This window comes from Mycobacterium sp. NPDC003449, from assembly GCF_053588415.1.
In genome coordinates this window covers 1-13265 of the sequence record NZ_JBSFPX010000197.1, presented here as the reverse complement: position 1 = coordinate 13265, position 13265 = coordinate 1, and the positions used below count along the sequence as shown (strand labels likewise).

Annotated in this window: 9 protein-coding genes; 4 read left to right on the top strand and 5 right to left on the bottom strand. The window is 65.1% G+C overall.

Annotated elements, in window-relative coordinates; all coding sequences use genetic code 11:
* Together ACWDTP_RS32400 and ACWDTP_RS32395 are read right to left on the bottom strand one after the other, a co-directional pair.
* A partial coding sequence (locus ACWDTP_RS32400) for an AAA domain-containing protein (RefSeq protein WP_450027313.1) occupies positions 1 to 4258 on the bottom strand: 4258 nt, incomplete at its 3' end.
* Positions 4259 to 4711: 453 nt separating this feature from the next.
* The gene (locus tag ACWDTP_RS32395) at positions 4712 to 7810 is read right to left on the bottom strand and encodes a DUF3427 domain-containing protein (RefSeq protein WP_450027312.1); all 3099 of its coding nucleotides are present in this window, start codon (positions 7808 to 7810) and stop codon (positions 4712 to 4714) included.
* Positions 7811 to 8089: 279 nt separating this feature from the next.
* Here ACWDTP_RS32395 and ACWDTP_RS32390 point away from each other — a divergent pair, with 279 nt between their 5' ends.
* Entirely contained in the window at positions 8090 to 8572 is a 483-nt protein-coding gene (locus ACWDTP_RS32390) for an ADP-ribosyltransferase (protein WP_450027311.1), read from the top strand.
* A gap of 88 nt (positions 8573 to 8660) precedes the next feature.
* Positions 8661 to 8828 (top strand): hypothetical protein, encoded by a 168-nt coding sequence (locus ACWDTP_RS32385; protein WP_450027310.1) that lies wholly within the window; start codon positions 8661 to 8663, stop codon positions 8826 to 8828.
* Between the two features lie 190 nt (positions 8829 to 9018).
* Here the strand turns inward: ACWDTP_RS32385 and ACWDTP_RS32380 are convergent, their stop codons facing one another.
* On the bottom strand, positions 9019 to 9396 hold the full coding sequence (locus ACWDTP_RS32380; protein WP_450027309.1) for a type II toxin-antitoxin system VapC family toxin: 378 nt from the start codon (positions 9394 to 9396) through the stop codon (positions 9019 to 9021).
* Positions 9393 to 9662, bottom strand: coding sequence for an antitoxin (locus ACWDTP_RS32375; protein ID WP_450027308.1), 270 nt, complete (start codon positions 9660 to 9662; stop codon positions 9393 to 9395). Before ACWDTP_RS32375 ends, ACWDTP_RS32380 begins: the two co-directional genes overlap by 4 nt.
* Before the next feature lie 82 nt (positions 9663 to 9744).
* Here ACWDTP_RS32375 and ACWDTP_RS32370 point away from each other — a divergent pair, with 82 nt between their 5' ends.
* Complete coding sequence (locus ACWDTP_RS32370; protein WP_450027307.1) at positions 9745 to 11034, top strand: DUF2786 domain-containing protein; 1290 nt, start codon at positions 9745 to 9747, stop codon at positions 11032 to 11034.
* 245 nt (positions 11035 to 11279) lie between these two features.
* On the top strand, positions 11280 to 12872 hold the full coding sequence (locus ACWDTP_RS32365) for a serine/threonine-protein kinase (RefSeq protein WP_450027306.1): 1593 nt from the start codon (positions 11280 to 11282) through the stop codon (positions 12870 to 12872).
* Between the two features lie 75 nt (positions 12873 to 12947).
* Here the strand turns inward: ACWDTP_RS32365 and ACWDTP_RS32360 are convergent, their stop codons facing one another.
* Positions 12948 to 13226, bottom strand: coding sequence for a hypothetical protein (locus tag ACWDTP_RS32360; RefSeq protein WP_450027305.1), 279 nt, complete (start codon positions 13224 to 13226; stop codon positions 12948 to 12950).
* Between the last annotated feature and the right edge of the window lie 39 nt (positions 13227 to 13265).

The window sequence follows — 13265 nt, the reverse complement described above, 5'->3', positions numbered from 1 at the left end:
TCGCGCCCGGCGTTGCGGTATCCGTTCTTGTCGGTGCCGTCGGCAACAATGACTGGGTGACCGACACCGCCGCGACCCGCATCCGGTCGATGAGCCGGTTGAAGACACGCTGCTCGAACAGCGAGTCAAACGGTGGCACCCGAATATCCTCCGGCACCGCCGTGCTCACCGCACCGTCGCCGTCATTGTGCAGTCGGTTGGCGGTGCCGTAGCAGTAGTCGAGCAGTTGGAAGCGCATGCATTCGGAGTTGGTCAGCGCTTCACGCGGCATCGAGTGATACACCCACATCTGGTCTTTCGCCCGGGATGCTGCGACGTTGAACCGCTGGACATACTGCGCCTGGGTCAGCACGCCCATGCGCTTGCCTTCCTCCGGCGCCTTGACCATGGACAGGAACATGACGTCCCGCTCGGATCCTTGGAAGTCCGACGCATCACCACAACGCAGCTCGCGGGCGGCCCACTCCTCCGGCGGAACGGCATCCAGGAGCTTGCCTTCGATCAGCTTGGCTTGTTCCTTGCCGAGCAGCGAGATCACGCCGAGAGTGGCTCCGTCGTAGGACGGTTCGACCAGGCACTTTCGGATCTGGTCGACGATCGCCTCGGCCTCAACCAGGTTGGTCTTGTTGGGCGCCTCGTACCCGTCGGCCAGGTACACCACCTTGATCGGGTCAAGCCGCTCGGCGCCGAACTGGCGCACCGGGACCAGCCGAATACCCTCGGGCTCATAGGCAATGCGGTTGGAGAAGCCAATGATCTCGGGCACACACCGGCGGTGCTCGGTGAGGGTGATCCGTCCCCCGAAGCGCATATTGGCCTCGTCGAAGTAGCTGCGTTTGGGGTCAAGCCAGGACTCCCGGTACGGGTCGTCGCTGAGGTACATGTTGGCCAGGTCGCGCAGCTGTTGTTGCTCCACGCCGACGGCGGACGGCGACACCTGCTTGTCGTCGCCGATCACCACTACCTTCGGCGCCAGATACTGCAGGAACGAGGCCTCCAGCCCGGCCTGCGACGCCTCATCGACGATCACGACGTCGTACAGATTCGGCTCGACGTGTACCTGCTCGGCGATGCGGTACAGCGGCATGATCCACACCGGCACTGAGGGGCGGCACCGGTCCATCGCTTCGGCGATCGCCACACGCTGCTTCGCGGCGTACTTGCCGGTGCCCTTGCCGAGGCGAGACACCAGCTGGGCGTATTGGGTGAGGTTGGCTCGGGCCGCCCCGGTGAGCCGGTCGGGTGCCACGGCATGGCCCCAGGCCCGCTCGGCCGCCAGGTGCTCGACCTCGTTGCGGATCTGATCCTCGACCGCGTTCAGGCTGACCTTCAACACGTTCGCGTCCTCGCTGTCTTGGGCGAGGATCCAACGTCCGGCCATCTCCCACTGCCACGCCTGTTCATAGGCACCTAGCCGGGAATCCCATTCCGCTGCCGCCAGATTGGCGACGATCTCATTTGCGAGCAGCGGTGCCGATCGGTCCAGCTCGCATCGGATCCGGTCGCGGTCGGCGACCGCCCGGGCCACGTCGTAGAGACGGTGCAGACGCGCGTGTGCGGCGGCGTAGGCGTCGACGTCACGGTCGCGCACCGCGTCTAGCAGCTCCGTCGTGATGGCCGGCGGTGTGGGCAGCTGTGCCTGGGCACGTAGATAACCATGTAGGCGTTCCACCGGGGTGGCCGCGGCCACTGCGTCGTCGGCTGCGGCGGCTGCCTCGACCAGGTCGGCGTAGCGGCGAATATCTTCGAGCTTGTTCCAGTCCGGCACCGGCAGGCTGTTGGCCTGGAACCACAGTCGCTCGACCTCGAGCTGATCACCCAGCGCCAGAACCTTGTCCAGCTGCGTCACTTCAGTGACATGCCACTGGATCTTTTCGTCGAGAGTGTCCTCGTCGGGAATCACGACATTGACCGGCCAGGCCTGATCCAAGGCGGACACGGTGCGGCAAGCATCGACCCAATCGATGAAGGTGGCCAGCTGCTCCTTGGCGGTCGCGGGCAGGTCGTTGATCTTGACCGCCGCGAAGAACGGCTCGGCGAGCTTGACCGTCTTGGAGGTGAAAGCGCCGACCTTCGGGGAGCCGTCGGGGCGAGTTTTGATGACGCTGCCCGACTCGACGTGGGCGAGCAGGGATTTCGCGACCTGCTGGTGCACACCGAAGTCACCGCCGGTGACCACCACCGAGGTGGTCGGACCGATCCGGCGGGTGAGCGCTCCTGCCGCTTGGGTCAGCGACTTTACTTGTGCGGACCGCGCCACCCACGCCTGGTGGCGACCGCTGCGCACATCGTGCAGGGCGTCGTTCATCCACGCTTCCTGCCGACGCTCCAGATTGCCCGCCTGTTCTGCCAGGTTGGACACCCTGGCGCGCAACTCACCTCGCAGCTGGGTGGTCAGAGACCGGACAAAACCGAACGATTCGTGGCTCAGGAGCTCCCCGAACTGGTCCTTGCGCACCGCCGCCTGCTGCTCGGCGGCGGCGAGGTTGGCGAAGTCTTCCGGCGTCGTCAGCGATGCGACGTCAGGCAACGACGAGGTAGCTTCCGGCTCATTTGCGGTCACGCACTCGTCCCGCAGCACGGCGCGCCACCGCTGAATCTCCTCGGTCGACACCGTTATCCCGGCGCCGGTCGGGTCAACCTCAAAGGCCCGAATCCACTCGTAGTCGGCCTCGTGCTGCAAATGGTCGTACGCGATGGCCGCCAAAGTGCCCTGGGCGGGACCATCGGTGCGCGGCTCCACCTCCTGCCGGCGGACCGTGAGCAGACGGTTACGCAGCGCAGCCCGCTGACGGCGCAGGTCGTCGATCCTGGCGAGGTGCCGCGCAATCGAACGCTGCGAATCTGCGGGGTCGAAGTCGTCCGCCCGTCGGGAGATGTTGTCGACGGCGGTGCGCAGATCAGCCATGTCGGAGCGCGACTGGCCGATGACCGCCACCGCCAGCGATTGGATCTCGCGGGGCAGCTTGGCGCGGACTTCCTTGAGGGCACGATCGGTCTGCGCGGTGATCAGAACCCGCTTGCCTTGGGCGAGCAGGTGCGACACCAAAGCCGCTGCGGTGTGGGTTTTTCCGGTTCCGGGTGGGCCCTGCACCACGGTCTGCGCCCGGCTGTCGACCCGTTCGATGATCTGGCGCTGCTGGTCGTTCACCGGCAGCGGCAGGAAGTCTTCATCGTCGACGGCAACCACCGCGCCGTGCACGTCCGCACTGGGCGCTGACTCGGGCTGGCGGTTGGGGTCAACCAGCGGGAGTATGCCCTTCGGCACCTCACCGGCCTGCTGGATCTGCGCAACGATCTGCTCGTAGATCTGCACCATGCCGCGGTTGGTGCGGCGCCGCAGGATGATCGCCGGGGCGAAGGCACCGCGGGGACTGGTTCCAGATGGTGCCTGGACGGCCTCTTCGTCATATTCCGCGTCGGCGTCGAGGCGGTGGATAAGGCGACGGCAGATCTCCCCGATCGCCGGTTGGTCGAGCAGGTGTCCGTCGTACTCGGAGGCCAGCGCCTTGATTTCATCAACTTTGGCAGGCGCGGAGATCAGCGCCGGGTCCAGCATGTCCAGCTCGACAGACACCGCGTCGGGTGCGCTGACCTGCGTCACCGTAAGACGGCCGGAGTTCTCGTCGAAGCCGATCGCGATCGGCGCGGTGGCGACATGGCGCTGTACCTGCTCGTGATTCTCCGGCCGCCAGGCCAGACAACCCACGCCGAGGACCAGCTCGAATTCCTCGCTGTGATCGGTGGCCTTCAGGTGGACGGTGAACAGGTCCTTGTAGATGTCGCGGACTACGGCGTCGCGACGTTCCCGGTCGGCCCAGAGCCGCCAATCAGTCAGCCAGGCGTCGAAGGCTTCGCTGATCTCGGGATGCTCGGCGAGCTCGATGCGGCGGTTAGCCACCTCGGGAGCGTCGTCGTCTCGTTCTTCGGCTGGCACGGCCTCCTCGCGGAAGATCGCCTCCCGCAGCGTCGGCTCCTTCTCGGTGTCATCGATCGCGCCCTCGACCCAGGCGATGAGTTCGCCCGGCAGCGGTGGCGGGTCCAGCTTGGCCACCCGGTCCACGGTGAGCAGCGGCGCACCGGGTGTGAGCTCGGCGATCCGGTGCGCCGAACGGATTGCCTCGTGGTCGGGCAAGTCCCCGAACCACATCGAATCCTCGAACTTATCCACCGTGCGCACCGGCTTGACGAGCAGTTGCTGGGTCCGCCCGAGGAACGTGAAGAGGCTGACCGCGCGGCGCACCAAACGCTCGTTCACAGCTTCATACTCGGCAGCCATCGCACACACTCCCTCGTCGCAATATGCCCGGTGCGGGCGACGGATGAGATCGTAGCCGTCGCCGACGTCAATTGAGCATGATTATGACCCCTGACCCCGACAAGTCAGCACACTTTGGTTCAAGTCAAAACGACAACCCGGTCAGAGTTCGCCATGACGCCGGCCAGCGCGGCCACCCTTAGGTACCTATCGGGACCAATTTGTCGCCGCCACCAAAGCACATTCAAGCCATCTACTCGCCCAAACCCCCTGCAACTTGGGTAAATATGCGCCAAGATCACAGATCCGAACAGCTTGCGGAGTGCAAGATCAATTCAAGAAACTGCGACGTCGCAGGCTGCTACTAAGGATGCCACAAAGTTAGCTGTCTATTGCGTCGAGAGTTACGCGCATCGCGTCACAGCTACTTAGCAGACTTACCAAGCAGGCTTCTCACGCCACGGCGGCCCGCGCACCCAAGTACACCTCCGTCGGCATCGCCCGGCGCAACCGCCACGTGATCGCCATCGGACGCTCTCCTTCGTGGGAGACGTAGTCGGCCGGCCCCAAGAAGATGTACGGCGAGGCACCAAGTGCGTTGGTTTTCGCTTCCCGCACGAACAGCAGAATGTGGGACCCGCGCTCGCGGTGATGGATGTAGCGCTGCCCGGTTGGGGAGGCTGAGGACGTCGTCGACTGAGACTCCCAGTGGAACAGCTCAGGGCTAAGAGCGAAGTCCCGGTACATGGTGGTCGGTGAGTAGTCAGTGTCGGACTTCTTCAAGGTGATGAGGAAGGCGTCGGTGTTCACGGCTTCGCACCAGGCCACGCCTTCCCGCATTGTCGCCGGCGTCCGCTGCTCCGACACCCAGCCGAGCGCTGCGAGGATCTCCTCCCGCGAGTAGCTGGCGTGCAGCGCGAGTGGCACCTCGGCCAACGCTGGAACCGTCTCGCCCAATGCATGGGTACTGCGGTGGGCACCGTCGAACGCGATGTCCACGATTTGCCGCATCTCGTCCGCCACCGCCTCACCTCGTAAGACGTCGAGCCCCGCTGCGGGGCCACCAAAGCCGCCACCGTTGGGGAACAACGAGTAGAACAGCATCGCCGCCAACCGCTGCTCAGTGACGCTGCCACCCACACCGCCGCCGGCAAGCAGCTCGCGATACGTCTCCGACCGCAAACGGTCGTCCACATGTGCCAGGGCCCTCACCCGCTTGACCAGATCGGACTCTCGGGGTCCGGGCGTCTCCCCCAGCTTCCCGGCGTCGCGGCACAGCGTCGTCCACGACCGATCCGTCCGCAGAATGTCTTCAAGGCCGCGCCCCGACACCTCCAAGTACGAGGCCAGCCGATCGTCGGAATGCGCGCGAATCTCCGAAACCAGCGCCGCCTTCTTCGGCGACGTCTGCTGCCGCAAGTTTTCCAGCACCAACTCCCGCGCCACCTCGTCGAGCACGATCTGGCTGCCCGAGGGCAGGAACGGAAACCCGTCCTTGACTTGCTTTTCCAGCCGCTTGCGGCCGAGCCCCGTCAGCGCTCGGAACCGTTGATCGAAGCGGAACTCGCGGCGTTGATGGCCCACGAAATCCAGCGCCGTCAGCACGGTCTTGCCGTGGGTCAGCCGCAGCCCGCGACCCAACTGCTGCAGGAACACCGTCGCACTCTCGGTAGGGCGGAGGAACAGCACGGTGTCGACCTCGGGAATGTCGAGACCCTCGTTGAACAGGTCAACCGCGAACAACACATTGATGTCGCGATTGCGCAGCGCCGACAACGCCGAGCGACGCTCGTCCGCCGCCGTCTCCCCCGACACGGCGCGCGCCCAGATCCCGGCGTCGACGAACTTCGCCGCCATATAGTGCGCATGCGCGATGTCGACGCAGAATCCCAGCGCCCGCATCTCCCCCACGTCAGCGACCTTGTCCCGCAGTTCTTTCAGCACGATTCGGGTACGCGCATCACTGGCGGTGTAGAGGTCACTCAGCTCGGTGAGGTCATAGCCTCCGCGCTTCCACTGCAGGGCCTCCAGGTCAGTCCCGTCATGGATGCCGAAGTAGTGGAATGGGCACAGCAGGTTCTGCTCGAGCGCATCCCACAGCCGCAACTCCGCGGCGACCCGCCCACCGAAGAATGCGCGCACATCGATCCCGTCGCCGCGTTCCGGGGTGGCGGTGAGCCCCAGGAGCTCCCTCGGTGCGATGTGGTCGAGGAGTCGGCGGTATGAGGCCGCCTGCGCGTGGTGGAACTCGTCGATCACCACAATGTCGAAGTGGTCGGGCTCAATGCCGGACAGCCGGTCGGCGGTGAGGGATTGGATGCTGGCGAACACGTGACGCCACCGGGTGGGCTGATCGCCGTCGACCAGCAACTCACCGAATACCGGGTCGGTGAGCACCTCCTGATACATCCGACGCGCCTGCTGCAGGATCTCCTTGCGGTGCGCGACGAACAAGAGAGTCAAGTCGCGGCCATGGACCTCACGCACCAGCCGGCGGTAGTCCAGGGCGGCGATCACGGTCTTGCCGGTGCCGGTGGCGGCGACGATCAGGTTGCGGTGCCGGTCGTGCAGGACGCGTTCGGCGTCGAGTTGTTCCAGCAGTTCGGCTTGGTACGGCTTGGCCGTGACCTCGAGCCCGGACAGCGTGACGGCGAGTGGGTCACGCTGCTTTCTGCCGGCAGCGATCTCCAGCGCGCTGCGCAGCTTGTCGCCGTCATCGCCTGGTTGGTATGGTTCGAATTCTCGGTTCTCCCAGTAGGAGTCGAAGGTCGCACGAAACTTCTCCAGCAGATGCGGCGTGGAGATGGCCGACAGCCGGACATTCCATTCCAGGCCGTCGACCAGCGCGGCGTGCGACAGGTTGGACGAGCCGACGTAGGCGGTGTGGAAGCCGGTGTTGCGGCGCAGCAGCCATGCCTTGGCGTGCAGGCGGGTGCGATCGGTCTCGTAGTTGACGCGCACCTCGGCGCCGAACTCGTTGACCAAAGCGTCCAGGGCACGCGCGTCGGTGGCGCCCAGGTATGTGGTGGTGATGACCCGCAGCGGCACTCCGCGCTCCCGCAGTTCGGTGAGTTCGCGTTCCAGCAGCCGCAACCCCTGCCACTTGACGAAAGCACACAGCAGGTCGACGTGATCGGCGCTCGCGAGCTCGGCGCGCAATTCCGCGGCGAGCGTGGGTTCGTTGCGGGCGTTGGTCATCAGCGCCGCGTCGGACAGCGGCGTCGCCGGTCGTGGAAGCTGCAGCGCGCCGAGGGTTTTCGCGCTGACGGCGTCCAGGCGGCGAATCTTGGCTGGATCGTCCTGATGCAGGTTCTCGGTCTGCGCGTCGGCGTCGCCCAGCACGTCCAGAATGTTGCGAAGCAGTCGCGCGCGGTCCTCGGCGCTGCCGGCAGCCTTGAGCTGGCGCTCGATGAGCGGCGTGAGGTGCCGGGCGATAGTCAGCGCCTGCTCGGCGTCGTCGACGGAGCTGATGTCGGGCTGCAGATCCGGATGCTGGGTCAAGGCGGCATTCAGCCGCTCGGTGAGCAAGGACTCATACAGCCCGGTATCCACGCCGGCAGGGTAACGCGGTGAGGTGACGGTCTGCGTCGAATCCGTCCTGAGCGACGTGTCGGTGGGATAGGTAACCATCACAGAGGTGCCCGCCATCAACCAGGGGAGATGATCGCCCAACGATGAACAGTCTTGGTCGGATCGCGGTCCTTGGTTGCGGGCCCTGCCATGAGTTCGCGCACCAGCGACGAGAGGTTTGGGCAGGGTTCTGGCATTCCGACCGATGAACCTCCGGTACCACGCGCGGGGTCAGCCGGAGGTCCGAATGGTGGGGGCAGCGTGAACGATCCGTTCCGAAATTTCCCGTACGCCGTTCCAGCAAATCAGAGGCGACAGCTCGGTCGTCTGACTGACGGCGAGCGGGTGGCCATTGAGTCGTTTGCTCTCAACGGGCACGAGCGCATCAACAGCGCCCTGCGTGGGCAACGAGAAATGAGTACCGATATCGAGAATGCAGTCGATCAGATCAGGTCGGGCCTGCGGAAGTATCCGCTGAGCAGCGACGTCAGGGTCACTCGCGAGGTCAGCGGCACGGTGTTTGGAGTCGTTGGACCGCATGCTGCTGCTTCGGCAGATCAACTGGTCGGGCAGGTGTTTGATGAGCAGGGATTCATGTCAACGTCGATGTCGCCCATACCTGCTCATTCAGAACGGCGCAGAGATCCACTGACCTTGGATCTTCTTGTACCGGCAGGTACTCCTGCGCTTGCGGTGGGTGAGCTGTCCCGAGTTTTCCCTCGAACACGAGTTGCTCATCATTGATGCGCGGCGGTATCAGATCGTCGCGGCCAGGTATCGTAGCGATCAGTACCGCTGGCAGCTTTTCGGCCTTGTGGACCCGGAGGCATAGATGGGCACGATGATCGACGACGAATTGCATCCACGGCCGGTAAAGATCACCGCGGAGCAAGCGGCCGCTCGCCGTGCCGCCGCTCAATCAAAGCTGGGCGTCGCCTTGGAACCCTCGCAACATGAGCTGACGCTGCGTCAGCGCACTGTTGACGCAAAGAAGCATTAGCTCGGTTAGGTAGCGCAGGCAGTTCTTGTGACAGATCCAGACGACTGACCCCTCAGTACAGCTATTCACCGGTGCCGCACCTCGTAGAGATCGCCATCGGCCGCTCCCCGTTGTGCGAGACGTCGTCGACCGGGCCCCGGAAGACGTAAGGGGCGGCGCCGAGCCAACTCGTCCCCGCGAGGATTCGACTTCAGCCGAACGCGCTGGCCAAAACGCGATCGAAGGTCTTGATCTCGGTAACACCGCGACGTTGACAGCAGGCCAGGTGGATGAGGTCACGCGCACCGAGCGCACGGTGACGGTCAGCCAATGCGCGAGCATGCACCACATCGGCGTCCTCGATCGACCAGATCTCGGTCAACGATCGCGCAAGCATCAATGCGGCGTCCAGGGTGCCGATTCGGTCCACCGCAATGTAGGCATGCAGCAGTTCTTGCAACACTTCCGCCGAGGTGACCAGCCGGCTTCGACTCTCAACGCTGTGCTCGAGGAAGTCTCGGGCGGGCTGGCGCAATGGATGCTCACGACCCACGGCGTACGTGAAGACGTTCGTGTCGACGAAGATCATGGAGTCGACGTACCGCGTTGTCGCGACTCTTCGATCACCCGAAGATGCTCGTCCCAATCCGGCTCGGCACCCGGTTCGTCGGGCAGCGACCCGAAGAATGTGCGCAGCTCCGCGACCGTGCGCAGCGGTCTGGCCTGCTCGGCTGCGAGCTGCTTACGCCCCGCCTCACGCAACCACGTACTCAATGACATGTTGTGGGCGGCAGCCTGGCGCCGGAATGCCTCACGTTCAGCTTCCGAGAGGATCACCTGAATACGGCGACTCACGTGTAATGAACTTACACACCGCTCACGCCACCGCAGCCCGGTGCGGACGGTACTTGTCGGACGCTTCCACCACACTCCAGACATGAGCCGCCGCAACCGCCAGAAGCGCGCCGCCAAGCACAAGGATCGCCGCCGCGGAACGTCCCAACAGAAGCGCTGGAGCACCGATCCCGGGTACGACCGGGTCACCCTCCTCGACCGCCTCACCGCGGCGCTGTACAACGCCGCACTGTGTCCCGACCACGACGCGCAATTCCACGCCGCCGAGTTGCTCGACGAGTTCCCTAGCCGGGAACACGATCTCGGCCTTGCCGCCGACGGCACCTTGGCCGGCGCCATCAGCACAGCGTGGCAGGTGGGTTGGTCGCCCAATGACCTGTACGAGTTCGCTCGTCGCCGTCTCGACGCAGCGGCAGCCGGCTATCTGGCCGAGGCCGTAGTTCGCGAATCCCGGCACTATTCCGTCACCACCCTGCATCCGCGATGGCGCGCCGAGCTCGCCGCGTTGCCCGCGGGCACCGATCACAGCGCTCCGCAGATGTGGCAGTGGGCTGAGACGAATGCCGTCGACGACCACGCAGCGGTGACGGTCGTGTTGAAGGTGCTGCGGATGCTCGGTAGCCTTCAGCCCCTCGCGCCGTTGCTGCCTCTGCCCGGCGCGCACCAGCATTGCGCGGTCGCGGTAAGCCCGGACGATGCGAAAGCACTCAGCCGAGTGCGCGGGCTGCTAGCCAAGGCGGAGGTCACCAAGTTTCCCGAAGAGGCGGAAGCACTTTCGGCCAAGGCACAAGAACTGATGAGCAGACATTCACTGCAGCACGCGATCCGCAATCATGAACAAGGCCGCACAGCTCAGGCGACCGCCCGGCGGATCTGGATCGACAGTCCCTACGTCACCGCCAAAGCAGCACTGGTGCAGTCCGTGGCAACGGCCAACCGGTGTCGGATGGTGTGCGCGGAGAAGCTCGGTTTCGTCGCTGTCATCGGCGCCGAGTGTGATCTGGAATTCGTTGAGCTGCTCTCTACTTCGCTGTTGGTCCAGGCCAATCGGGCGATGCTGGCAGCGGGCCAGGCTACCGGCGACGGACGGGCCCGGACCCGTTCCTTTCGCCAGTCATTTCTGCTCTCGTACGCCGAGCGCATCGGTGAACGCCTCACCGCCACTTCGACGACGGTGGCCACCGAGGTGGGCCGCAGCGCACTGCCTGCGGCATTGGCGGCCAGCAGCGAGGCAGCCGATGACCTCACCAACCGGCTCTTCCCAGCGACCGTTCCTCGCATGATGTCGGTGTCCAACGGGGCCGGATGGTCGGCCGGACGTATCGCAGCCGACCTGGCACAGTTGGGTGTGCATCGACCGATCGCGGGGTGACGCCCTCGGCCCATCCGCGCACACCTCGCTGCCCAGAACGGACGTTGCCGCCCGCAGCCTCCGCGCCCGCACCCATCACCGCGAGCTACCAAAGAACAATATTCCGAATCCGACCCGTAAGAAGCTCTGTTCAGCGACGATGGTGTTTATCCGGGACAGGGCAGCGCAGCTCAGGGCAAATGTGCCATCAACTTGTCGGTGCCTCACGCTACGTTCGCCTGTTCGCCGGTCGAGGAGGCAAGAAGATGGTTGGCAAGGGTATGCGCGTGGGCAACAGTTTCGGCAAGTACGAGCTCACCGAGATCCTCGGCCGCGGCGGCATGGGCGAGGTGTATGAGGCACACGACAGCGCCAAGGACCGAACCGTCGCCCTGAAGATCCTCCGCGAGGACTACGCCCACGACGAGCAATTCCGCGCCCGATTTCTCCGCGAGTCACACGCGGCCGCGAACCTGGACGAGCCCCACATCGTGCCGATTCACGACTGGGGCGAAATCGACGGGAATCTGTATATCGATATGCGCCTGGTCCGCGGGCAGACCCTGCAGGGCCTCATCAGCGCAGGCCCTCTCGAACCACACCGCGCAGTAGCGATCGTCGAGCAGATCGCCGCCGCGCTGGATGCCGCACATGCCCAGGGACTGATCCATCGCGACGTCAAACCCCAGAACATCATCGTCACCGACGCCGACTTCGCCTACCTGCTGGACTTCGGTATCGCTCAGGCGCAAGGCGATTCGGGTCTCACCCAGGCCGGGATGCAGATCGGCTCGTTCGGATATATGGCACCGGAGCGGTTCGGTGACGGGCGATGCTCACCCGCCGCCGACATCTACTCGTTGGCCTGCGTGCTCTATGAGGCGCTGACCGGCGATACACCGTTTCCGACCAACAGCTACGAGCAGTTGATCGCAGCCCATCTCTCGGCCCCGCCACCACGGGCAAGCACCGCCCGCTCCGGCATACCCACCCCTATCGATGCGGTGATCGCCCGCGGCATGGCCAAGGAACCCGACGACCGCTACGGCAGTGCCGGCGCCCTGGCGCGGGCCGCCCGGCGCGCGCTGCACACGACGCCTGAGGAAGCACTCGCGGCCGGCGCCGAAACCATGGCCGCGCCGCATATTTCAGCGCCCTCGTTCATGGCGCCGCCTGCACAGTTCGCGCACACTGAGCCGCCCGCCGACACGCGGTCCCGACAAGGGCTCGTGCCGCTGACCGTGATCGCAGTGGTCACGGCCCTGCTGTTGGGCACAGTGGGCCTGGTGATCGGTCTCCTCATGTCGGAGGACTCCGCGCCGACAGACGACCCCACGCCGGCCGGGGTGACGACCGTCGCACTTCCGCCGCCGACCGTGACCACCGTGGCCGGCCCGACCGTGTACCGAACGGTTCCGGCGCCGGCACCGCCCCCAGCCCCGACGCCGACGTACACGCCCACCGTGGCGCGTGACCCCGAGTCCACCAGTGCCCAGCAGCTGCGCCGGATCGCCGGCGAGGACCATGCCGTCGTCAGCACCGAAGGAGCCGATCGCTGGGTGCCGCAATTGAGTTCGAAGCGGCCAGGAGTCGTCGACGAGGGTGTGGTGTGGGATAACGCCCTGACGTTGCGAGAGCATTTGCAGCTGCGGCAGAGCTACGGCGCCAAGCTGTTGTGGTCGGGCGACTGGTCAACCTTCGACGCACCCAACTTCTGGATCACCATCGCGCCAATCACCTTTCCGAGCGCCGACGGGGCGCTGGCCTGGTGCCGCTCCGAGGGCTTCGACCGCGACCACTGCTACGCCAAACTCATCAGCAAGACCCATGCCGTGGCCGGCAGCACCGCATTCAACTGAACGTACGGTCTCGGGGCTGCGTTGAAATTGCGCTCAGGGTCGTCAGTTGCTCGGCAGGCTCAGAAAGGCCCCGCACTACCCAAGATCGAATCGCCCGTCGCGCAACCGGGCGTCGGCCCGCGAATCGACCAACTCCATCCGATCCTCGGGATGTCGCCAGTAGTGGCGCACCAGCCAGTAGAGCGCCACCCCCGTAGGGACATACAGATTGAGGCCGCCGATGACCTTTTCGCTGCCGTCGCGCAGGCACAGCACCACCGATCGTCCGGCCCGCTTTCCGTCTTTGGTGTCCGAATGGTCCTTGATGTTGACGATGTCGCCCCATTCCACGGTCCTCGTCCTGAGTTTGGACATTTTGCTTAGTACCCAGGTGTGAAGCCGAGGTCGCTGAGG

Excerpts from the sequence above, each read along its gene's own strand:
- ACWDTP_RS32370 (WP_450027307.1), top strand. The coding sequence starts at position 9,745 with ATGAGCCGCCGCAACCGCCAGAAGCGCGCCGCCAAGCACAAGGATCGC.
- ACWDTP_RS32365 (WP_450027306.1), top strand. The coding sequence starts at position 11,280 with ATGGTTGGCAAGGGTATGCGCGTGGGCAACAGTTTCGGCAAGTACGAG.
- ACWDTP_RS32385 (WP_450027310.1), top strand. The coding sequence starts at position 8,661 with ATGGGCACGATGATCGACGACGAATTGCATCCACGGCCGGTAAAGATC.
- ACWDTP_RS32360 (WP_450027305.1), bottom strand. The coding sequence starts at position 13,226 with ATGTCCAAACTCAGGACGAGGACCGTGGAATGGGGCGACATCGTCAAC.
- ACWDTP_RS32380 (WP_450027309.1), bottom strand. The coding sequence starts at position 9,396 with ATGATCTTCGTCGACACGAACGTCTTCACGTACGCCGTGGGTCGTGAG.